Source organism: Cupriavidus sp. GW822-FHT02D05, assembly GCF_058802485.1.
Window position 1 is genome coordinate 227395 of sequence record NZ_JBXAOE010000008.1, and the last position, 21926, is coordinate 249320.

19 protein-coding genes are annotated in these 21926 nt (G+C 66.0%); 9 read left to right on the plus strand and 10 right to left on the minus strand.

Annotation, left to right across the window (positions count from 1 at the left end; translation table 11 throughout):
* Positions 1 to 458 precede the first annotated feature (458 nt).
* From AC1RQK_RS13210 to AC1RQK_RS13220, 3 genes are all read left to right on the plus strand, one after another.
* Positions 459 to 1949 (plus strand): MDR family MFS transporter, encoded by a 1491-nt coding sequence (locus AC1RQK_RS13210; protein ID WP_492375479.1) that lies wholly within the window; start codon positions 459 to 461, stop codon positions 1947 to 1949.
* 75 nt (positions 1950 to 2024) lie between these two features.
* A complete protein-coding gene (locus AC1RQK_RS13215; RefSeq protein WP_441639140.1) occupies positions 2025 to 2663 on the plus strand; it encodes a glutathione peroxidase in 639 nt (212 codons plus the stop codon).
* Positions 2664 to 2925: 262 nt separating this feature from the next.
* On the plus strand, positions 2926 to 3717 hold the full coding sequence (locus AC1RQK_RS13220) for an oxygen-binding di-iron domain-containing protein (protein WP_492375477.1): 792 nt from the start codon (positions 2926 to 2928) through the stop codon (positions 3715 to 3717).
* A 21-nt stretch (positions 3718 to 3738) separates the two neighbouring features.
* Here AC1RQK_RS13220 and gstA read toward each other — a convergent pair whose 3' ends face one another.
* Positions 3739 to 4365, minus strand: a complete 627-nt coding sequence (gene gstA / locus AC1RQK_RS13225; RefSeq protein WP_492809305.1) for a glutathione transferase GstA — start codon at positions 4363 to 4365, stop codon at positions 3739 to 3741.
* Between the two features lie 135 nt (positions 4366 to 4500).
* Here gstA and AC1RQK_RS13230 point away from each other — a divergent pair, with 135 nt between their 5' ends.
* On the plus strand, positions 4501 to 5412 hold the full coding sequence (locus AC1RQK_RS13230; RefSeq protein WP_492809306.1) for a LysR family transcriptional regulator: 912 nt from the start codon (positions 4501 to 4503) through the stop codon (positions 5410 to 5412).
* An 18-nt stretch (positions 5413 to 5430) separates the two neighbouring features.
* On the opposite strand, the gene AC1RQK_RS13235 is transcribed toward AC1RQK_RS13230, so the two are convergent.
* The gene (locus AC1RQK_RS13235) at positions 5431 to 6324 is read right to left on the minus strand and encodes a LysR family transcriptional regulator (protein WP_492375474.1); all 894 of its coding nucleotides are present in this window, start codon (positions 6322 to 6324) and stop codon (positions 5431 to 5433) included.
* A gap of 93 nt (positions 6325 to 6417) precedes the next feature.
* Here AC1RQK_RS13235 and AC1RQK_RS13240 point away from each other — a divergent pair, with 93 nt between their 5' ends.
* Positions 6418 to 7413, plus strand: coding sequence for an NmrA family NAD(P)-binding protein (locus tag AC1RQK_RS13240; RefSeq protein WP_492375473.1), 996 nt, complete (start codon positions 6418 to 6420; stop codon positions 7411 to 7413).
* Positions 7414 to 7421: 8 nt separating this feature from the next.
* Here AC1RQK_RS13240 and AC1RQK_RS13245 read toward each other — a convergent pair whose 3' ends face one another.
* The 5 genes from AC1RQK_RS13245 to AC1RQK_RS13265 all read right to left on the minus strand — a co-directional run bounded on the left by AC1RQK_RS13245 (position 7422) and on the right by AC1RQK_RS13265 (position 12644).
* Entirely contained in the window at positions 7422 to 7895 is a 474-nt protein-coding gene (locus tag AC1RQK_RS13245; RefSeq protein WP_150985420.1) for an isochorismatase family protein, read from the minus strand.
* A 76-nt stretch (positions 7896 to 7971) separates the two neighbouring features.
* Positions 7972 to 8709: an aspartate/glutamate racemase family protein gene (locus tag AC1RQK_RS13250; protein WP_416050132.1), complete on the minus strand. Its 738-nt coding sequence runs from the start codon at positions 8707 to 8709 to the stop codon at positions 7972 to 7974.
* A gap of 384 nt (positions 8710 to 9093) precedes the next feature.
* Positions 9094 to 10509: a dihydropyrimidinase gene (hydA, locus tag AC1RQK_RS13255; protein ID WP_492376702.1), complete on the minus strand. Its 1416-nt coding sequence runs from the start codon at positions 10507 to 10509 to the stop codon at positions 9094 to 9096.
* Positions 10510 to 10522: 13 nt separating this feature from the next.
* A complete protein-coding gene (locus tag AC1RQK_RS13260; protein WP_492809307.1) occupies positions 10523 to 11251 on the minus strand; it encodes a maleate cis-trans isomerase family protein in 729 nt (242 codons plus the stop codon).
* Between the two features lie 94 nt (positions 11252 to 11345).
* Positions 11346 to 12644 (minus strand): MFS transporter, encoded by a 1299-nt coding sequence (locus tag AC1RQK_RS13265; RefSeq protein ID WP_183035833.1) that lies wholly within the window; start codon positions 12642 to 12644, stop codon positions 11346 to 11348.
* Between the two features lie 181 nt (positions 12645 to 12825).
* Here AC1RQK_RS13265 and AC1RQK_RS13270 point away from each other — a divergent pair, with 181 nt between their 5' ends.
* From AC1RQK_RS13270 to AC1RQK_RS13280, 3 genes are all read left to right on the plus strand, one after another.
* Entirely contained in the window at positions 12826 to 13554 is a 729-nt protein-coding gene (locus AC1RQK_RS13270; RefSeq protein ID WP_492376704.1) for a GntR family transcriptional regulator, read from the plus strand.
* Positions 13551 to 14393 carry a fumarylacetoacetate hydrolase family protein gene (locus tag AC1RQK_RS13275; protein WP_492376705.1) on the plus strand — a complete coding sequence of 281 codons (843 nt, stop codon included), beginning with the start codon at positions 13551 to 13553 and terminating at the stop codon, positions 14391 to 14393. Before AC1RQK_RS13270 ends, AC1RQK_RS13275 begins: the two co-directional genes overlap by 4 nt.
* A gap of 422 nt (positions 14394 to 14815) precedes the next feature.
* Positions 14816 to 16087, plus strand: coding sequence for a M20 aminoacylase family protein (locus AC1RQK_RS13280; RefSeq protein ID WP_492376706.1), 1272 nt, complete (start codon positions 14816 to 14818; stop codon positions 16085 to 16087).
* A gap of 822 nt (positions 16088 to 16909) precedes the next feature.
* Here the strand turns inward: AC1RQK_RS13280 and AC1RQK_RS13285 are convergent.
* Positions 16910 to 17782, minus strand: a complete 873-nt coding sequence (locus tag AC1RQK_RS13285) for an AraC family transcriptional regulator (RefSeq protein WP_492809308.1) — start codon at positions 17780 to 17782, stop codon at positions 16910 to 16912.
* 109 nt (positions 17783 to 17891) lie between these two features.
* Here AC1RQK_RS13285 and AC1RQK_RS13290 point away from each other — a divergent pair, with 109 nt between their 5' ends.
* Positions 17892 to 19148, plus strand: a complete 1257-nt coding sequence (locus AC1RQK_RS13290; RefSeq protein ID WP_492809309.1) for an MFS transporter — start codon at positions 17892 to 17894, stop codon at positions 19146 to 19148.
* 138 nt (positions 19149 to 19286) lie between these two features.
* Here the strand turns inward: AC1RQK_RS13290 and AC1RQK_RS13295 are convergent, their stop codons facing one another.
* Complete coding sequence (locus tag AC1RQK_RS13295) at positions 19287 to 20351, minus strand: cache domain-containing protein (RefSeq protein ID WP_492376205.1); 1065 nt, start codon at positions 20349 to 20351, stop codon at positions 19287 to 19289.
* Between the two features lie 171 nt (positions 20352 to 20522).
* A complete protein-coding gene (locus AC1RQK_RS13300) occupies positions 20523 to 21842 on the minus strand; it encodes a M20/M25/M40 family metallo-hydrolase (protein WP_492809310.1) in 1320 nt (439 codons plus the stop codon).
* Positions 21843 to 21926 lie beyond the last annotated feature (84 nt).

Here is a 21926-nt window from a genome sequence, read left to right on the forward strand (position 1 = left end):
CCCGTCCCTGCGGCAACAAAAAAACCACAAAATTCCGTATTTTGCTTCGTGTCGGCTTGCTGGCAGATGGCCGCTCGTACTGAACAGAAGTACGCACGTTCAGGCAAAAGGCGCGTTTGCGCCGCATCAGAAACCAACTTAGTGCCGCACTCCATATTTGGTATCCGCATATAATTATGCATTCACTGAATTAGGCCCGCCCGGGCCGTGCAGGCGGCATCTGCCAGCTCGTGGCAGTTCTCGATTCGCGCAGCGCTGGGTACGCGTCCAATCGGTTGATTTCAATTTTGTGGCCATGTTCCCCGATATAGGCTGACAAACGAGGTGGTTTGTTGGCGGTTGGGCGCAACGTTGGTTGCTTATGACTACGCGCCCTGCTGCCTCCGATGTCTTCCTCCACTTCTGCTTCATCTGCTTCTTCTGCGGTTGCTACCCCTGCCCTGAGCCACCAGGCCATCATGCGCGTGATCGGCGGGATCATCCTTTGCATCTTGCTGTCCGCGCTGGACCAGACCGTGGTGATTCCGGCGGTGCCGGCGATTGCCAATGACCTGAACGGGTTTGGCCATTTGTCGTGGATCGTGACGGCCTACCTGATCACTTCCACCGTTTCCACGCCCTTGTACGGCAAGTTGTCGGATACCTATGGCCGGCGCCGGCTGCTGATGCTGGCGATCGCGCTGTTCATCCTGGCCTCGGTGGCGTGCGCGATGGCGGCTACGCTGGAGCAGCTGATCCTGTTCCGTGCGCTGCAAGGCATTGGCGGTGGCGGCTTGATGTCGCTGGCGCAGGCGGCGATTGCGGATGTGGTGGCGCCGCGCCAGCGTGGGCGTTACCAGGGTTACCTGGCGACCGTGTGGGCGGTGGCTTCCATTGCCGGCCCGCTGGTGGGGGGCTGGACTTCAGATCATCTGTCGTGGCGCTGGCTGTTCTGGATCAATGTGCCGCTGGGGTTGCTGGCCATGTTCATGTGCTATCGGGGCTTGAGCCAGTTGCAGGTGCGTGGCGGCTCGGCGCGGGTGGACTGGGGCGGCGCGCTGCTGCTGACGGTTTCCATTGTGGCCTTCCTGCTGGCGATGAGCTGGGGGGGCGATGTCTACGACTGGATCTCGCCGGAGATCGCTGGCCTGGCGCTGCTGGCCTTGGTGGCGGTGACCGCGCTGGTCTGGCAGGAGCGCCGCGCGGGCGACCCGATGCTGCCGCCGCGGCTGTTCCGCAACCGCGCTTATGTGCTGGGCGTGGCGGCGTCCGCGATGGCTGCGCTGAATATCTTCTTGTGCATCTTCGCGCTGCCGCTGCATTTCCAGCTGGTGCGCGGCGCCGATGCGTCGGAGTCCGGTTTGCTGGTGGTGCCGTTCCTGCTCTCCACCGTGGCGGGCAATTTCATCGTGGCCGGGCTGGCGCCGCGCCTGGGGCGGATGCGCGGCATCCTGACCGGCGGATTCATTGCCGCGGCGCTGGGCTTGCTGGCGCTCGTGGCGGTTTCGCCGTCCACGCCGCTGGCGCTGGTCTTGCTGGCCATGATGGTGGCCGGCGTGGGGCTGGGCATGACCATGGTCGGCACCTTGATGACGGTGCAGAACGTGCTGGAGCGCCGCGATACCGGCGCCGGCACCGGCGCGCTGCTGGTGCTGCGCTCGCTTGGCAGCGCCTTTGGCGGCGCGCTGGCCGGCACCTTGCTGACGCTGGAATTCCGCCATGCCCTGCACGCTTCCGGCGTGACGCAGGCGCTGGACCTGGGCGCGCTGCGCCACGGCAGCGAGGCGCTGGCCCATCTCTCTCCCGCAGTGCGGGACGTGCTGACGGGCGGCGTGGAGTCGGGCTTCCGGTTGATTTTTGCCGTGGGCACCGTGGCCGCCCTGCTGGCGCTGGTGATCGTGCGCCGCATGCCGGACGTGGAGTTGCGCAGCAGCGTGACCGAGCACGCGGCCACGCTGGCCATGGAGTAAGCGGGAGGAGGCTTGCGCATCCATTTCACGCCCAACGGCGTAAACTACGGACAGACCATCTCCGGAGTTTCCTACATGCGCAGCCTTCCCGAACAGCGCTCACGCGCCCTGCAACGCATCGCCTTGTCCGGCGCGTTGGTCCTGGCCGCTGCCGCCGCTGTTGTCGCCGCGCCGCGTCTTGCGCAAGCCGCCGATACCCCGGCAGCCACCGCCGCCAAGCCGGCCGGCGCCTGCCCGGCCTCGCTCAACTTCAAGTTCCCCCGCCTGCAGGACGAAGCGCCGCAAAACCTCTGCCAGTACGCCGGCAAGGTCGTAGTGGTGGTCAATACCGCCAGCTATTGCGGCTTTACCCCGCAATACGAAGGGCTGGAGGCGCTGTACGCCAAGTACCGCGAACGCGGGCTGGTGGTGCTGGGCTTCCCGTCCAACGACTTTTCGCAGGAGCCGGGCTCCTCCAAGGAGATCGCCGACTTTTGCTACAACACCTATGGCGTGAAATTCCCGATGCTGGGCAAGTCGCACGTGCGCGGCAGCGATGCCAATCCCATGTACGCGCTGCTGGCCAAGCAGTCCGGCACCACGCCCAAGTGGAATTTCTACAAGTACGTGATCGACCGCAACGGCCAGGTGGTGGGCAGCTATAACAGCATGACCAAGCCCGACGACAAGCAGTTCGTGAGCAAGATCGAGCAACTGCTGGACGGCGCGCGCTAAGCCGCCGGGCTACTAAGCTGCCATCGGCACCGCACGGCTTCGCAGCCGTGAAGCCGTGCGCCACCAGGTTGAGCGCGGTAAAGCCGATCCCGGCCAGGCACACCGCCTGCCAGCCGCCAAGCGCCCAGGTGGCGCCGCGCACACTGCCCTTCAACGTGGCCGCGCCCATGGCATCGGCGCACGATTCGCTGGCTTCTTGACCAGCGTCAAGCCGCCGGGGCGCCGCCATCGCTACTTTCGCCGCTTTGGGGAGAGACAGACGATGGCCATCACGCTATACGATGCCGGCGGGCACACCTGCCTGCTGTTTTCGGACCTGGTCGAGGAGGAGCACGGCGAGGTGGTGCAGACCAACCAGTTCCTGATCGTCGACGCCGGCCACGGCGCGCTGATCGATCCTGGCGGGCACATGACCTACGGCGAGCTGTACCTCGCCATCAGCCGCTACTTTCCGCCCAAGCAGCTCGACTACGTGCTGGCGTCGCACGCCGATCCGGATATCGTGGCCTCGGTCGGGCGCTGGCTGACCGCCTCCGATAGCCGCATCCTGATCTCGCGCGTCTGGGCGCGGTTCTTGCCGCATTTCTGCCAGGCGGGCAAGACGCAAGGGCGCATCGTCACCATCCCCGATGCCGGCATGCCGATCGCGCTGGGCAACTGCACGTTGCTGGCGGTGCCGGCGCATTTCCTGCACTCGGAGGGCAACTTCCAGTTCTACGATCCCATCAGCAAGATCCTGTTCTCCGGCGACCTGGGCGCGGCCATGACCAGCGCGCGGGAAGCCGGCGCGGTGGTGAGCGATTTTGCCGCGCACACCCGCGCCATGCTGCCCTTCCACCAGCGCTACATGAGCGGCAACCGCGCCTGCCGGCTGTGGGCCAACATGGCGCGCGGGCTGGATATCGAGTGGATCGTGCCGCAGCACGGCCCGTCGTTTCGCGGCAAGGTGATGGTGGCGCAGTTCATCGACTGGGTCTCCACGCTGGAGTGCGGGCTGGACCTGCTTAGCCAGGACAACTACAGGCTGCCGCCCGTCACCACAACGGCAGCCTGACGCCCGGCACCGGTTGCACGATCAATCGCGCGCCAGCCCCTCGGCCACCAGCGCCTCGTGCACCTTCGGCCGCGCGGCCACGCGCGACAGGTAGGCCTGCAGCGCGGGGTAAGGGTTGAGCGGCATCTGCAGCATATTGGCCCAGTTGGCGACGGCGAAGCAGTAGGCGTCGGCCACGGTGAACTGCGTGCCGCACAAGTAGTCGCGCGTGGCCAGGTGCCGGTCCAGCTCGGCGAAGCGCAGGGCCACCTTGGCCAGGCAATCCTCGCGTGTGCTCTGCGCGGTTTCCTTGTGCCACAGCCACGGGCTGAAGACCTTGTGCAGCTCGGTGGAGACCAGCGTCAGCCAGCCCACCGCTTCCAGGCGCGCCTGGGTGCCGGCCGCCGGCAGCAGCGCCTTGCCCGGGGCGAGGTCCGCCACGTATTGCAGCAGCGATGCGGCTTCGGTGTGGCGCGAGCCATCGTCCAGTTGCAGCATCGGCACGTAGCCGCGCGGGCTCACCGCGTAGAAGTCGTCGCTGCCGTTTTCCGGCTCGCTCAGCTTGTGCCGGGCCAGGTCGACCTTGGCGAGCGAAAACGGCAGGCCGGCTTCGCGCAGTGCGATATGCACGGCCAGGGAGCAAGCGCCAGGGGAGTAGTAGAGCTTCATCGGGTAGTCCTCGCTGTTTTGGGTTCGGTTTTTCAGGGTTTGCCGCCACGCCTTGTGGTGGCAGTGCAGGCAGTCTAGGATTGCGAAAGCGCAATCACAATGCGCACTGACGCAAGCTATGGCTGCAAATCTGCAATGAACATACCCTACCAACTCTCTTCCCCCGATCTCGACGTGGTGCTGGCATTGGTGCGTTGCGCCACGCTGGCCGAAGCCGGGCGCCGGCTCGGGCTTGATGCCTCCACCGTGTTCCGCGCGCTGCAGCGCATCGAGAAAGGGCTGGGGCGGCGCCTGTTCGAGCGCAGCCGCGCGGGCTACCTGCCGACCGAACTTGCCCAGCAGTTCGCACAGCATGCCGAACGCATCGAGGCCGAGCTGGAGGCGGCGCGCGCGCATGCCTCGGTGTCGGCCGGCACGGTGTCGGGCCTGGTGCGCATCACCACCACCGATACCGTGCTGCATGGCATGGTGCTGCCGGCACTGGCGCCGCTCGGGCGCAAGCATCCCGGGCTGAGCTTCGAGCTGATCGCCACCAATGAGCTGGTCAGCCTGACCCGGCGCGACGCCGACATCGCCGTGCGCGCCACGCGCCATCCACCCGATCACCTGATCGGCAAGTGCCTCGGCCCCTTGCGCGTGGCGGTGTTCGCGGCGCGGGAGTTGGTGGAGGCGGCCTGCATCGCGATCCCCGGGCACGGCGGCGCCGTCGACCTTGCCGCGCTGGCCACACTGCCGTGGATCGCGCCGGACGAGGCCATGCCCGATCACCCGTCGGTGCGCTGGCGCCGCAAGCACCTGCCGCGCGTGGTGCCGCAGTACCGCGTCAACAGCATCGCCGGCGTGCTGGAAGGCGTCGAGGCAGGGCTCGGCGCCGGCATTGTTTCGCTGATGATCGGGCGGCGCAGCGGCAAGCTGGTGGCGCTCACCGGCACGCTGGACGAGTGCGACACCGACCTGTGGCTGCTGACACATCCGGAGTCCCGGCATCTGCGGCGTATCGCCACCGTGGTCAGCCACCTGGCGGAGCATGTCAGGCTGGACGCGTAGGGCGTTGAGAACGTGCGCTCACGGCGCCGCCAGCGCGGCGGGAATGGCGCTGGCCAGAAAATCGTAGACCGCGCGGATACGCGCGCTGCCGCGGATTTCCCGGTGCACGGTGAGCCAGACCGGCAGTGGTGGAATGGACAGCGCGGGCAGCACCGTGCGCACGCGCGCATCGCCGGCGGCGATATAGCGCGCCGCAAAGCCCACGCCCAGGCCGGCGCGGATCGACTGCCACAGCACGATATCGTCATCGCTGCGCACCGCGAACGCCTCGCGCGTGATCTCCACGCCCATGGCGCGAAAGCCGCGCAGGATCGTGTCGTCGCCGTCATAGCCGATCAGGTCGAAGCGCGGCAGGTCCTGCGCCGTGCGCGGCACGCCCTTGCGCCGCAGGTAGTCCTCGTGGGCGCAGGCACATAGCGCCACGGACGCCACCTTGCGCGCGATCAACGATGCCTGCACCGGCCGCACCATGCGGATGGCGATATCGGCCTCGCGCCGCAGCAGGTTGCTGACGGCGTTGGACGACACCACTTCGATGGCGAGTTGCGGCTCGCGCAGGCGCAGGTCTGCCAGCAGCGGCGGCAGCAGGTAGCTGGCCACCGCGCGGCTCGCGGAGATGCGCACCGTCCCCGCAATGCCCGCCTGGTCGCGCGCGAGCGTGCGCGCGACCGCGTCCGCGCCCTGCTGCATCACCCGCGCATGCCCGGCGATGGCGCGCGCAGCCTCTGTCGGCTGCAGGCCGTGGCCGGTGCGCTCGAACAGCGGCACGCCGAGCTGCGCCTCCAGTTGCGCCACGTGGCGCCCCAGCGTGGGCTGGCTGCTGGAAAGCTGGCGCGCCGCGCCCAGCAGGCTGCCGGCCTCCATCACGGCCAGGAAGGAGCGCATCAGCGTCCAGTCGAATGCTTCGGCCATTTTCTCCATCGCTCCTTGCCTGGCGTTCTATTCAAAAATGAATTCGCGTGTTGCATATTCATGCAATTGTGGTGTAGCGAAGGATTGCCCACAATGGTCTTCAGGCGATACCGCAAGGAGAACGTGATGCAGGAGAACATGATGCGCGACACCGTATTGATACTTGGCGCCAACGGCCGTCTAGGCCGCACCCTGGTGGATGCCTTCGCGGCGGCCGGCTGGACGGTGCTGGCGCAGGCACGCCGTCCGCTGGCGGGCACGGCAGCGCACAACGTGCGCAGCCTGGCTATCGATGTGGCCGACACCGCGCAACTGCTCGCCGCCGCGCGCGGCGCCAGCGTGGTGGTGAACGCGCTCAACCCGGTCTATACCGAATGGGAGCAGCACGCCGAAGCACTGACGCGCAGCGGCATGGAGGTGGCTCAGGCGCTGGACGCCTTGCTGCTCTATCCCGGCAACGTCTACAACTTCGGCGAGTCGATGCCGCCGCTGCTGCGCCCCGATACCGCCGAGCGGCCCAGCGCGCGCAAGGGCGAGATCCGCCACGCCATCGAGGCCGGCCTGCGCGAGCGTGCGCCCGAGCTGCGCAGCGTGATCCTGCGCGCGGGCGATTTCTTCGGCGGCCCGGGGCGCGGCGCATGGATGGACCTGGCGATCGCCAAGTCGCTCGATCAAGGCAAGGTGGTCTATCCCGGCCCGCGCGACCGCGCGCATGCCTGGGCCTACCTGCCCGACCTGGCGCAGGCCTTCGTTGCGGTGGCAGGCCGTCACGCCGATCTGCGCGGCCATGCCGTGCTGCATTTCGCGGGGCATACGCTAACGGGCGATGAACTGGTGAGCGCGCTGGCCGAAGCCAGCGGCATGGCGCACGCACCGCGCGTGGGCGGCATGCCATGGTGGCTGATCCGCGCAGGCGGCGCGGTGGTGCCCATGTGGCGCGAGCTGGCCGAGATGGCTTACTTGTGGAAGGTGCCACATGCGCTCGATGGCACGGCGCTGGAAGCCCTGGTGGGCGAGCTGCCGCGCACGCCGCTCAAGCAAGCGCTGCGCGCAAGCCTGGGCGAACTGGGTTTGCGAGTGGCCGCCTGAGTGTGGCGTCAGGCCTGCCCAATGATGTCGGCGCGCGTCACCACGCTGCCGAAATGATGCCGCCACAGCGTCTCGCCCAGCGCACCGGAAGGATCGAGAGACGACCCGACGGTGAGATCGGAGATCAGCGTGGGCTGCAGGCCCGCATCGAACAGCGCGAAGCCCGCTGCCAGCACGCAGGTCTCGGTCTGGATGCCGGCAACAAGCACACGTTCTGGCGCCAGCTCACGCAGATACGCAATTGCCTCGGCGCACGGCAGGTAGCCATGCTTCACGAACACGCGATCCGCCGGTATGAGGGACTGGTCGCCCGTGCCGGGCGCCCAGCCGAGCTGGCGCATGAACGGCGTGCGCGCTTCGTCATGGTGCTCCACGGTTGCTACCGAAGGCATCTGGCCGATCAGTGGCAACAGGCCATCGATCAGCCATTGTGGCGGCGAGAAGGTGGGCTGAACGTCGACGATCAACAGGGCTTGTCGCAAGGTATTCTCTCCGGAGATCGCATCGAAATGCCAAGCCGGGAGATTATAAGAGACGGCCTGCGCCCGGCCGCGCAACTTAGTCCAGCATCGCTGCCAGCGTCGGCGGCAAGCCGCGATTCGGCTTGTGCGGCGGGCGCGCGAAGCTGCCTTGCGCCGCGCCAGTGGGCGCCAGCGCAATCAAGCTCTCGCAATGCCGGATCGCGCTGGACACGCCATCCACCACCGGCACCGGAATCCGGTCCTTGAGCGTACGCGCCAGCCCGGCCAGCGGCGCGCCGGCCACGATGATCACGTCCGCACCATCCTCGCGCACTGCCTTCAGGCTGAGTTCCTCCAGCCGCGCCGCATGATCCTCCTGCACGCTGCCGATATCGCGCAGCGGCTGCTGCAGCGAACGCACGCTGGCCAGCCGCGAGGTCAGCCCGTTAGCCGCCACGCACTCGCGATACCAGGCCTCGATCCGATGCGAAATCGCAATGATGGAAAAACGCTGCCCAAGCAGGCAGGCGCTGGCCAGCGCCGCCTCTGTCATGCCCACCACCGGCACATTGAACAGCTCCTTCAACCCCGCCAGCCCAGGATCGCCAAACGCAGCCACCACCAGGCCATCGAACTGCCCCTGATGCTCCGCCGCCACGCAAGCCGTAGCGTAGCCCCCCACCAGCGCCTCGAAACGCGTCTCGATATAAGCCACGCCAAACTGCGCCGTCGCCATCGTCAGCGAAGTCCCCGGCGAAGCCGTACGCAAAGCCTCCGCGCGAATCAGCTCGGTAACGCTCTCGGAAATATTAGGATTAACAACAAGAATACGCATGATCATGTCCGGAAAGAATGCTCACCACCAGCAGGCGCCCAGGGGCCCCAGGGGCCCCCACGCGATGCGAAGCGAGCCGTGAAGGTGTACCAGGCCGTATGGGGCGCCTCGTCGGCAGGCAAAAAGAGCGGAAAAGAGGGGGCCATGTCTGAGCATCGCCTTAAGGCGATGTGAGTTTGGCCCCCGGCCGCTCTTTTTGGCTGACGACGAGGGGGTGTCGCCCCATCCGGCGCGCCTTCTTTGCCTACTTTCTTGGCAAGACAAGAAAGTAGGTCGCCGCCCCGCAGGGGTGGTGAAACTGCCTTTGACTTTGAGCCTTTGAAGCTGACTTTGAAGCTGACTTTGAAGTTAAGCAGTGGAAGTCGAAACCAAAACCACCAAGCCTCAAACCAACGACGGCGCGCCCGCAGGCAAGAACCTCCCCCGCCCCGGAACCGGCTCCAGATACCTCCCATCCTCCACCAGCAACTCCCCCCGCGAGAAGCAATGCACCGGCCACCCGGTCACTTCAATCCCCTCATACGGCGTGTAATCCACCGCATGATGCAAATCGCTATTAGCAATCCGCACCTTCCGCGATGGATCCCACAACGCAATATCGGCATCTGCGCCAACAGCGATGGTTCCCTTGCGCGGATACAGGCCATAGAGCCGCGCCGGCCGGTACGAAGTCAGCTCGACAAACTGATGCAACGAAAGCCGGCCTTGCGCGATGCCGTTGAACAACAGCGGCAAGCGCGTCTCGATCCCGGGCACGCCATTGGGAATGTGGTCAAACGGCTGGGCCGTGCCGCCCAGCTTCTTGCCTTGCGGATCGTCATAGTTGAACGGCGCATGGTCCGAGGAAAACACGCTGAACACGCCATTGGTCAGCGCACGCCAGACAGCAGCCTGATTCTCCGGATCGCGCGGCGGCGGGCTGCACACGCACTTGGCGCCTTCGTAGCCATCATCGCCAGGCAAGCCCATATCCTCGGCAGTCAGGTACAGGTACTGCGGGCAGGTCTCGGCCAGGATCGGCAGCCCCCTGCCCTGTGCCCAGCGAATCTGCTCGATCGCCTCCTTGCCGGAAACATGCACGATCAGGATCGGCACGTCGACCAGCTCGGCAAAGGTGATAGCGCGATGCGTGGCTTCGCGTTCCACCAGCGCAGGCCGGGCCATGCCGTGGAAGCGCGGCGAGATGCGCCCTTCCCCGACCAGTTTTTCAGTGAGCCACGAGATGCAATCCGCGTTCTCGGCATGCACCATCACCAGCGCATCGTTTTGCTTGGCCACGTCGAGCACGTCCAGCATCTCGCGGTCGGATAGCTTCAGATCGTCGTAGGTCATGTAGACCTTGAACGAGGTGTAGCCCTTGCGAATCAGTTCGGGCAATTCATTCTGCAAGACATCCGGCGTGGGGTCCGCCACGATCAGGTGGAAGCCGTAGTCCGCCACCGCACGGCCTTCGGCGCGGCGATGGTAGTCCGCCACAGCTGCCTTGAGCGAGCCGCCCTTTTCCTGCGCCGCGAACGGGATCACCGTGGTGGTGCCACCGCACACGGCAGCGCGCGTGCCGGTGAAAAAATCATCCGCCATGCGCATGCCGTCGGGCATGGGCTGGTCCAGGTGGACGTGGCCATCCACGCCGCCCGGCAGCGCCAGCAGGCCGGTGGCATCCATCTCGCGCGCGGCGCGCGGCAGGTCATGGCCCAGCATGGCGATGCGGCCGTCGCGCACGCCGATGTCGCAGGTGAAGCGGTCTGAGGCGGTGACCACTTCGGCGTTGCGGATGACAAGATCAAGTTCGGTGTTCATGCGCCCTGCTCCTTCATTCCACTTCGGCAAACAAGCGGCCCCAGCCGCGCAGCGCGCGCGTATCCACGCCAGCCAGCCGCAGCGATTTCCACACCACGGTGGATATGGTGTCGTAGACGGGGATGCCGGTCTCGGCTTCCAGCGCTTGCACCAGGTGCGCCGCGCGCAAGTTGGTGCAGAACGTGGTGATGGCAGACGGCTTGTGCTGCGCCACTTCGCGCACCATGCGGCGGATGGTGTTTTCTTCCACCTCGGCGAAGCTGTAGTTCACGTGCAGGTCGAGGTGGCGCTCCGCCGTGCAGCTAAAGCCGTTGCGCTTGTAGTTCTGCACGATGCGTTGCTGCACATCGTCGAGATAGGGCGTGACCAGGCCGAAATCGTGCGCGCCGGTCTTTTCCAGGATTTCGTTCAGCGCCAGCACCGAGGTGGTGGCGGGAATGCCGGTTGCCTCGGTGATCTGCCGGCACAGCGCCTGGTCTTTCTCGAAGCCGAGCCAGCCGGAAGAGGTGCCGTTCCATGCGATCACGTCCACGCGCGCGTCGGCCAGCAATTTGGCGGCGCCGATGATCTTGTCGAGATCGAACTGGCCCAGCGCCTGGTCGCGCAGCGAGATCTCGGTAACGGTGAAGCGCGAGAAATGCGCGCTGACATTGGGCAGGCCGCTCACCATCGCGCTGGTGATGGGTTCCAGCGCGGTATTGGACGACGGCGTGAGCATGCCGAGGAGGGTGCGTTTGGTCATGGGGTAATGCTCTTTAGGAGATGCCGCGCCGCTGCCGGCGTGTGCCGGCGCGGCGCGTGCGACTGTATGGCTAGCTGTGGAGGTCGCGCTGCGCTCAGACCGGCAGCTTCTTCTCGTAGTCGATCGCAGTCGAGGAGATCAGCAGGCCCACGCCGGCGGCGGCAAAGAACATCAGCGCCAGGAAGTACGAGCCGGTGAACTGCACGATCATGCCGACGATGATGGGCACGGTGATGCCGCCGATATTGCCGCCCAGGTTCATGATGCCGCCCAGCACGCCCACCTTGTTGCGGGTGCCGAGGATGGACGGGATGCACCAGTACAGGCCGCACCAGCGCAGGAAGAACAGCGTGGAGGAGAGCAGGGCAACCACCACCACCGGATCCTTCACGTACGCCACCGAGAAGATCGACACGGTAGCCACCACGGCGGCGATGCCGAACAGGGTGCGCATCACCAGGTTGGGCGCGCCGCCCGCGGCCTTCCACTTGTCGGCGATCCAGCCGCCGATGAGTTCACCGATAAAGCCCGAGAAGAAGATGATGAAGCTGGCGCCGCCCATCTGCTTGATGTCGAAGCCGTGCACCTTGTTCAGGTAGTTGGGCATCCACGTCAGCAGGCCGTAGAAGACGCTGTTGAAGCACATCCAGCCGGTCGCCATGCACCACACGGAGCGGTACTTGAGGAAGTCGAGCGAGCGGCCCGACAGGTTGGCCGGCTCGGCGCGGTGCTCGCTGGCTTGCGCGGCTTCGATATAGCTCGCTTCCAGCTCATTGACGCCACGGTGCTCGCGCGGCGAGTTGCGCACGTAGTACCACGCCAGCATGCCGGCCAGCACGGTGCCCACGCCAGCGACCACGAAGGCCAGGCGCCAGGAACCCAGCGCGGTGATCAGCCAGGTGATGATGATGGCGCCGAGCGCCGCACCCAGCGGCGCGCCGCCGTCCAGCAGGGTGGCGCCGCGGCCGCGTTCGTTCTGCGTCATCCAGATCGCATTGAGCTTGCCGCCGGCCGGGTAGATCGGCGCCTCGGCCGCGCCCAGCCCGAGCCGGGTCAGCAACAGCGCGCCGGCGCTGGTGCACACGGCTGCCAGAGCCTGGAACGCACCCCAGAAGACAGTGGCGGTGGCGATCACGATGCGCGGCTTGTACTTGTCCGCCAGCATGCCGCCGGGAATCTGCATGACCGCGTAGGTCCAGAAGAAAGAGCTGAGGATCAGCCCCTGCATGGTGGGGCTGAGATCGAACTCCTTGGCGATCAGCGGCATCGCGACCGAGAGCGAGGCCCGGTCGATGTAGTTGATGGCGATGAGGAACAACATCATCAGGAAAATCTTCCAGCGCACGGAGCTCTTCGTCTCCGTTAGCGCTGCTGCCCGGCTTGTCGTTTGCATGACGCTTGTCTCCTTTGGGGGAATGTTAGGCGGTTTGTGTTGTGTGTCGCGCAACTGGGACGGAGTATAGGATACGTAATCTGTAATTACAACTCTCGTAAGTCGTTGATTTTATTGTTATGCTAACGCACAATTTTGGGATGTGTTAGCCTTCTTGTGGTGCATGTTCCCCATCTCGGTGATGTCTGTGACTCAAACGCTTCCTAAATCCACCCGCCTGCGCACCCTCGGCATGTCGGCCGAAATCGCCGCGCGGCTGCGCACCATGATCGAGGAGGGCGAACTGCCCCCCGGCGCGCGCATCGACGAGCGCGCCTTTTGCGAGATGTTCGACGTCTCCAAGACGCCGCTGCGCGAGGCGCTCAAGGTGCTGGTGTCCGAAGGCCTGGTGCTGCATCGGCAGTACATCGGCTACCGCGTGGCCCCGCTCGATCTGGATGAGCTGCGCTCCACCTTCGAGACGCTGCACGGGCTGGAGGCCACCGCCGGCGAACTCGCGGCGGCGCGCCTGTCCGAGGTGGCCATGGCGCGCCTGGAGCGCAAGCACCAGGCCATGCTGGAAGCTCACGCCGCCGGGCGTCGCACCGAGTACTTCCGCACCAACCAGGAAATCCACCAGCTGATCATCGACGGCGCGGCCAACCTCGTGCTGGCTGGCATCTACGCCATGCTGATGAGCAAGGTCCACCGCGCGCGCGGCGCCGCCAATGCGGATATGCTGCGCTGGCAGGAGTCGCACGAGGAGCACGAGGCCATCATGGCCGCGCTGCGCGAACCGGGCCGGCCGCGGCTGGCGCAGGTGCTGCGCCAGCATTCCGAGAACACTGCAAAAGAAGTCCTGACCGTGGTCGCGCGGACCCTTTCCGAGCCCGCCGGCCACATCGCCACCGAAGCCAAGGGGAAACGATGAAACTAGTACGTGTGGGTAAGCCGGGCGCGGAACGCCCGGGTCTGATCGATGCCGAAGGCCGCGTGCGCGACCTGTCCGGCGTGCTGGACGGCCTCGGGCCGCAGGCGTTGTCGGCCGAAGCGCTGGCGCGCCTGGCCAAGCTGGACCCGGCCACGCTGCCGGTGGTGCAGGCCGAGCGCTTCGGCGTGCCCTGGAGCGGCATCGGCAAGATCGTGGCGATCGGCCTGAACTACGCCGACCACGCCGCCGAGGCGGGCATGGCGTTGCCGGCCGAGCCCATCGTCTTCCTGAAAGCCAACAGCTCGCTCAACGGGCCCAACGACGCGGTGATGCTGCCGCGCGGCTCCGAGAAGACCGACTGGGAAGTGGAGCTTGGCGTGGTGATCGGCAAAGTGGCACGCAACGTCGCGCTCGCCGATGCGCTCTCGCACGTGGCCGGCTATTGCGTGGTGAACGACGTCTCCGAGCGCGAATTCCAGATCGAGCGCGGCGGCACCTGGGACAAGGGCAAGGGCTGCGACACCTTCTGCCCGGTCGGCCCGTGGCTGGTCACGCGCGACGAAGTGGCCGACCCGCAGGCGCTGGGCTTGTGGCTGGACGTCAACGGCCAGCGCGTGCAGAAGGGCAGCACCGCCACCATGGTGTTCGATGTGGCCACGCTGGTGAGCTACGTCAGCCGCTTCATGACGCTGCACCCCGGCGACCTGATCTGCACCGGCACGCCGCCGGGCGTGGGCATGGGCTTCAAGCCGCCGCGCTTCCTCAAGGCGGGCGACACCATGCGCCTGGGCATCGACGGCCTGGGCGAGCAGGGCCAGACGGTGGTGGCCTACGCCTAGGGGCGGGCAAAACCGCGCGCCATGACGACGGCTGTCGCTCCCTCTCCCCTCATGGGGAGAGGGCTGGGGAGAGGGGTGGCTTAGCTAGGAGCCACGCAAAGCGAAGCCCGTGGTGTTTTCCAGCACGCCGGCGTATCGAGCGCCCGCTCTCCCCCCCAACCCCTCTCGCGCGCGGGAGAGGGGAGCACGACAACGCAGATCCAGCGTCGTGCCTGCCGCCTGTACCGCTATCGACACCTGCCTCCACGGCCGCAAATCTCCCCATGATCCCAACGAACGCGAGAACGTTCCCCGTTCGCAACAGTTGTTACCCTGATTTCGCTACAAAGGGTTAAACCGTTTGCGCTCTGCGCCCAGCGTGAAATACTGTTTTCTATACGCCCTACGCCTCGCAAAGGGGCATCGAGAAAAAGAGTACTGCCATGTCAGAACACGCCCCCGAACTGATCGAGTCACTTCTTGCCGACTCGCACGCGACCCGACCCGCCGCCGCCGCCTCCGCTACCTTCGCTTCCCGCGCTTCACGATTCTGTGAACTGGCCGACACCGTCGACAGCCGCGCCGAGCTGGAAGCCATCCGCCACAGCATCCACCAGCACCCCGAGCTCGCCTTCGACGAAGTGCGCACCGCCGAGCTGGTCGCCACTCAGCTTGAAGGCTGGGGCTACGCGGTGACGCGCAGCGTTGGCGGCACCGGCGTGGTCGGCACGCTGCGCCAGGGCGACGGTCCGCGCAGCATCGGCGTGCGCGCCGACATGGACGCGCTGCCCATTCATGAGCGCACCGGCCTGGCGTACGCCAGCATCCACGCCGGCAAGATGCACGCCTGCGGCCACGACGGCCACACCACCGTGCTGCTCGGCGCGGCGCGCCAGCTGGCCCGCACACGCAACTTCAACGGCACCGTCAACCTGATCTTCCAGCCCGCCGAGGAAATCGGCGCCGGCGGCGGCGCCGAGCGCATGCTCGCCGACGGCCTGTTCGAGCGCTTTCCCTGCGACGCGATCTTCGGGCTGCACAACCATCCCGGCGTGGAAGCCGGCACCTTCATGTTCCGCGCCGGCCCCTTCATGGCGGCCTGCGATACGGTCGCCATCACCATCCGCGGCAAGGGCGGCCACGCGGCCCGCCCGCACCAGTCGATCGACCCGATCCTGGTTGCCGGCAGCCTGGTGATGGCGCTGCAGAGCATCGTGTCGCGCAATATCGACCCGAACGAAACCGCCGTGGTCACCATCGGCACGTTGCATGCCGGGCATGCGCCCAATGTGATCCCCGAGAGCGCCAAGCTGGAGTTGAGCGTGCGCTCGTTCAGCCCCGATGTGCGGCGCACGCTGGAGGATCGTATCCGGCGGCTGGTGACCTCGCATGTGGAGGGTTATGGCGCGACCGTGGAGATTGATTACATCCGGGGCTACCCGGTGTTGATCAACAGTGAGCGCGAGACCGAGTTCGCCCGCCAGGTGGCTGAGGAACTGGTGGGATCCGACAAGGTGGTGGCGAATTTCCCGCTGATCGCCGGGAGCGAGGATTTTGCTTACTTCCTGCAGCAGCGGCCGGGGTGTTTTGTGCGGATGGGAAATGGGGCGGGGCAGCCTTTGCTGCATAACGCTGGGTATGATTTTAATGATGAGAATTTGACGGTTGGGGCGGCTTATTGGGCTAGGTTGGTGGAGAGGTATTTGGAGGCGTGAAAGGGGGCAAGGGTAGACCAGTTGGTTTTTGCTGTATTGGCTGGTGTTTATATGAACGGTGATGGTTTTTGGACCCAAAAGCCATACGACATCCCCCTGCGGGGGCTGCCGGTCACTCTTCTTTGCGTCGGCAAAGAAGACTAACGAGAAGAAAGCCGACCCTGCCGGGAGCAGAGCAATCGCGGGTGCTAAGGGTGCTGGTTTCGTCGTATGGCCAGCGGTTCTGCAGGCTTCTGCCGGTACCGGATTGACTGATCACGAACCTGCCGGCTTCCGGGATTCGTGGTGAGGCCCCCGGTAGCGGACACCACTTGCTTCAAGCCGTCTGTCGCTCGCGGCGTGGCCGGCCACGAAGTTGCAGGCGCACCGGTTCCGTCGTGGGCGCGGTGGCACCGGTTTGATATGCCCAAGGCCCTGACCACCGCGCCCGCCCCACCACGAAACCATTGGCAGGCGATGTGTCGTGATGGTCCGCGCCGGTATCGGCAGATGGTCGAACGCGCACCGAGCAAAGCGATCAGGGGCACCACCACGTGACCATTGGATCATGCATTTGCGATGCCCTCAAAGCCGGTATGGCAAAGGCCAGCCAACACTCCGGGCCGTACGACACAACCACCGAGGCTGAACAGCCTTATTGCTCTGCTCCCGGCAGGGTCGGCTTTCTTCTCGTTAGTCTTCTTTGCCGACGCAAAGAAGAGTGACCGGCAGCCCCCGCAGGGGGATGTCGTATGGCTTTTGGGTTCAACGGCCAACGCCGCACAGGGAAAACCCAACCACGGCACCAAGAGCCAACGGTTCCCCCCTCGAGCCCCCAAAAAATCACCGAAAAAACCCACTAGGCGGCACCCCAAACTGCCTCCTGAACATAGTAGAAAACGCACTAGGACTCTCATACCCCAGATCCAACGCCACATCCACCACCTTAGCCCCGGCGGCCAGCCCCTCCAACGCCGACAGCAATCGTGCCTGCTGCCGCCACTGCCCGAACGTCATCCCGGTCTCCCGAGCAAAGCGCCGCTGAATGGTCTTGGGATCCACTCCCAGCCGCTCCCCCCATTGCGCCAAAGTCAGCGCTGTATCGGGCGCCCCGACAATCGCGTCGCAAATCTCCCGCAAGCCCGCATCGGCAGGACGCGGCAAGTGCAACGGCAACGTCGGCACCAGCATGACTTCATCCAGCAACAACCGCATCAGCCGCCCGTCCCGGGACGCTTCCGCGTAGGGCGAAGGGATATCGATCGCGGCGAGGATGAGTTCGCGCAGCAGTGGCGTGATGCCCAGCACGGTGCAGCGGGTGGGCAGGTTGTCAGCGGCGTCCGGCCGGATGTAGGCGGTGCGCATGCGTACGTGCCCAACCATGCGGATCCAGTGCACCATGCCCCCGGGCATCCACATGCCGCGCGTGGGGGGCACGATCCATTGCCCTTCGGCGGTGGCGACCACCATCACGCCATGCACCGCGTGCACCAGTTGTGCATTGGGATGCTGGTGCGGCTTGGTAACGTGGCCGGGCACGTAGTCGGCGGCCATGGCGGTGACCGGCATGGCGCTGCGGTCGTACTGCAGGTAGGCGGGCGACTTGGAGTAGGTGTCGGCGCGGGGGGAGGCGGGCAGGGAGGAGGGCACTGTGGGTGCGGCGCTTTCGGCGTTTTCGGCGCTTCGCTGTGCGATCGGGCGGGGGAGGCGGGGCATGTCCTTTTCTCCAAGGTTCTGGCCCTATTCTCGCAGGACAGGCGGGATCGTGCCATTTAGGATGAGCGCCAGGATTCCCCTATTGCCTTTTCAGCCCCCCGTTTCCATCATGAGCAGCCGCATCGAAACCGCGCCCGGCGGCGCGAACGCCTCGCCGCAAGGCCTGGCCCAGGCTTCCACTACCGCGCAGGCCACCGAGCGGACCGGCTTCCGGGTGCTGGGGGCGATCAGTTTTTCGCACTTCCTCAACGACATGATCCAGTCGCTGATCCTGGCCATCTATCCGATGCTCAAGGGCGGCTTCAACCTCAGCTTTACCCAGATCGGGCTGCTGACCCTGACGTACCAGATCACCGCCTCGCTGCTGCAGCCGGTGGTTGGCCTGTACACCGACAAGCATCCCAAGCCGCAGTCGCTGTCGATCGGCATGGGGTTCACGTTGTGCGGCTTGCTGCTGCTGTCGGTGGCGCCTACCTATGGCGTGCTGCTGGTGGCCGCGGCGCTGGTGGGCACCGGGTCGTCGATCTTCCATCCGGAGTCGTCGCGCGTGGCGCGCATGGCGTCGGGCGGGCAGCACGGGCTGGCACAGTCGATCTTCCAGGTTGGCGGCAACGCGGGCAGCGCGACCGGGCCGCTGCTGGCGGCGTGGATCGTGCATCAGCAGAGCAGCGTGGCGTGGTTCTCGCTGGCGGCGTTGCTGGCGATTGCCGTGCTGTGGCGGATCGGCGGCTGGTATGGCCGTGAACTGGCGCACACCACGCGCAAGCGCAAGGCTGTCGCCGCCGCCGCGCCGCTGCCGCGCAGCACCGTGGTGCGGGCCATGGTGGTGCTGATGGCGCTGGTGTTCTCCAAGTATTTCTACATGGCGAGCTTGAACACGTATTACACCTTCTACCTGATGGAGCGTTTTGGCCTGACGCGGCAGAGCTCGCAGCTCTACCTGTTCGTGTTCCTGTTCGCGGTGGCGGCCGGCACCATCCTGGGCGGCCCGATCGGCGACCGCATCGGCCGCAAGCGCGTGATCTGGGCGTCGATCCTGGGCGTGGCGCCGTTCACGCTGATGCTGCCGCATGCCAACCTGTTCTGGACTGGCGTGCTGTCGTTCATCATCGGCTTTATCCTGGCCTCGGCGTTCTCGGCCATCCTGGTGTTTGCGCAGGAGCTGATTCCGGGCAAGGTGGGCATGGTGTCGGGCTTGTTTTTCGGCTTTGCCTTCGGCATGGGCGGCATCGGCGCCGCGGTGCTGGGCAAGCTGGCCGATGCGCACGGCATCCAATCGGTCTACCAGCTGTGCGCCTTCCTGCCGTTGCTGGGGCTGCTGGCCATTTTCCTGCCAGACCTGGGCGGGCGAAAAAAGCTGGCCTGAGCCTGCGCCTGCACCTGCGCGCAGCGGCCAGTGGCGATATCGGTGTTCGATTTCATGCACCGCACTAGTGCCCATGCGCCACATTGCAGCAACCCAACGTGGTGCCAGGCGCACCCGTGGGGCTGCCATGTCAGCGCATCAAGCGTGTCCTGCCGCATGCCTGCCGCCGGCCGGATGCTGGACGATCACGCCATACCAGCCCAGCCCCGGATAGGTCTCGTAACCCGGCGTGCGGGCAAACGCCACCAGCGCGCCGTCTGGCGCCTCGTACCAGCCGGTGGGGTGGTTGTCGTCCTTCAGCGGGAAGGTCTCGGCCAGCAAGCCCATGCCATCCGACGCGGCGATGACGCGGTGCTTCGCGTCCACCAGCAGGCAGCGCGTGCGCTGCCAGTCTTCCGGGGACAGGCGTACGCCCTTGACCACCGCCTGCGCCTGCGGCGCCCAGTTGAAGAAGATGGCGAGCACGCCGGCGGGTTCGCCGGTGGCGCGGCCGCCTTCGCGGATGGCGGTGGCGTAGGTGGCCACGCTGGCGTTGTCGAGAAAGCGCGATACCGCGACATCGTGCGCGACATAGTCGTCGCCAGAGCCCGTAGCCATCGCGCGCTGGAACCACTCCACACCCGAGACATTGCGCCCTGCCACGCCGGGGTAGGCGTGCGGGCGGCCATTGGCAACGACGCGTCCTTGCGCGTCGATCACCCACAGGTCGAGGTAGACGGTGTAGCTGTTGAGGATGACGCCGAGGCGCTCGCTCGCATGGCTGGCGCTGGCACGGCCGGGGTGGCTCACCGCGTCCACGATGGCGGCATCGGTGGCCCACCAGCGCACGTCGCAGGAGCGCTCGTACAGGTTGCGGTCGACCACGTCGATCATGTTCAGCGCCATGTCGGCCAGGCGCTGGCCCTGGTGGCCGCGCATCTGCCGGATCATGGCGTCACCGAGCTGGGTGAGCTCGGCGATGGAGCCGCCCAGCTCCGTGGTGAGCTCGCCGGTGATGCCGGAGATGCGCTCGGAGACCTGCTTGACCTGGTTCGCCACGACGCTGAAGCCGCGGCCCGCATCGCCGGCGCGTGCCGCCTCGATCAAGGCGTTCAGGGCGAGGAACTTCGTTTCCCGGTTGATCTCCGCAATGCTGGAGATCTTGTTGTCCGCGATCAACCCAACGTGGTGAGACAGCTCGACGATGCGGTCTGCACTTGCCATACGGTATCTCCCATTCAGATCCAGTGACCCGTCAGGAGCGCGGCGTGTGCTGTCGATTGCTGAAAACGGTCCGCACCATGTTTGTTCTGCGTCGCTCCTGTCGTGCTCCATAGGCGAGAAGCGTGCCAGCCCGGCATCAGGCCGGCACGCGCGACAGGCTGGGCGTGCCGATCAGCGGCCGGTCTTGTCCTGCGACACGTCCATGATCATGCGCGTAAGCAGGTACAGGCGCGGTGTGACCGAGTTGAGGTCGACGTATTCCGCATCGTTGGAGTGCGCGCCAAAGCCGCGCAGGCCGAAGCGCTCGATCACGGGCGCCTTGGTGGCTGCCGCGGCAAAGGCCGCATCGGTGCCGCCGCCTTCGGCGGTGTCGTACACGGCGAGCTTCTCGCCGATCTCCGCATACACGCCTTGCGCGTGCGCGGCCAGCTTGCGCGCGGCGTCGGTGACTTCCAGCGGCGGCCGGCGACGTTCGAATTTGACCTCGACCTTGGTATCGGGAATCAGCTGCTTCTTCACGCGTTCCTGCAGCGTGCGCTCCAGGTTGTCGTAGTCGGCGGTGCGCAGCACGCGCACGTCGGCCTGGGCCGTGGCGGTGGCCGGGATCACGTTGCGGTTGGTGCCGGCCGAGGAGATCGTCCAGTTCACCTTGAGCCCGGTCTCGTGGTTGGACAGGTCGCGCATCTGCAGGATCTGGTGCGATAGTTCATACAGCGCGTTGCGGCCGTTCTCGGGCGAGCTGCCGGCGTGCGAGGCCTTGCCGTGCACGGTCAGCGAGATGGCGCCGATGCCGCTGGTGGCCAGCGACAGGCGGTCGCCGGTCACACGCGTGGCTTCGCAGGAGAACACCGCGTCTTGCTGGCTGCCCATCTTGGTCAGCATGGCGCGCGCGCCCGGCGAGCTGATTTCCTCGTCGCCGTTGATCAGCACGGTCAGCGTGCCGTAGTCCTTGAAGCCCATTTTCTGCAGGATGGCCACCGTATGCAGGATCACGGCCACGCCGTTCTTGTCGTCGGCGATGCCCAGGCCGTAGGCGCGCTCGCCGTCGATGCGAAACGGCTGCTGCGCCAGCATGCCGCGCAGGTAGACCGTATCCATATGGCCGATCAGCATGATGTTGCGCTTGCCCGTGCCCTTGAACTGCGCCATCACCATCTTGCCCACTTGCTTGGGCGTGTCTTCCATGCGGTAGACCTCGGTGGGCTCGATCAGCTGCGCGTCGCCGCCCATCGCGGCCAGGCGGTCGCGGATCAGCGTGGCGATGCGGTCCAGCCCTTCGATGTCCTTGCTGCCGGACTCGATCGAGACCAGGTCCTTGAGGGTGGCGATCAGCGCTGGCTTTTCTTGCTGGGACAGCTGGTAGGCGGGCTCCACCGGCGCCGCTTGCGCGGCAGCGGCGCAGAGCAGGGCGGCGAGCGCGGCCGCCGCTTTCAAGGACGCATGGCGGCGGTGGGCAAGCGCGCTGGCGCGCGGGCTAAGGTTCAAGCGCATGTGGGGGCTCCGTGATGCAGTGAGGAAAAACGCAGTGGGGGGAAACAGAGAAAAGGCAGGACGGATTGCAGGGTTCGTGCCAGG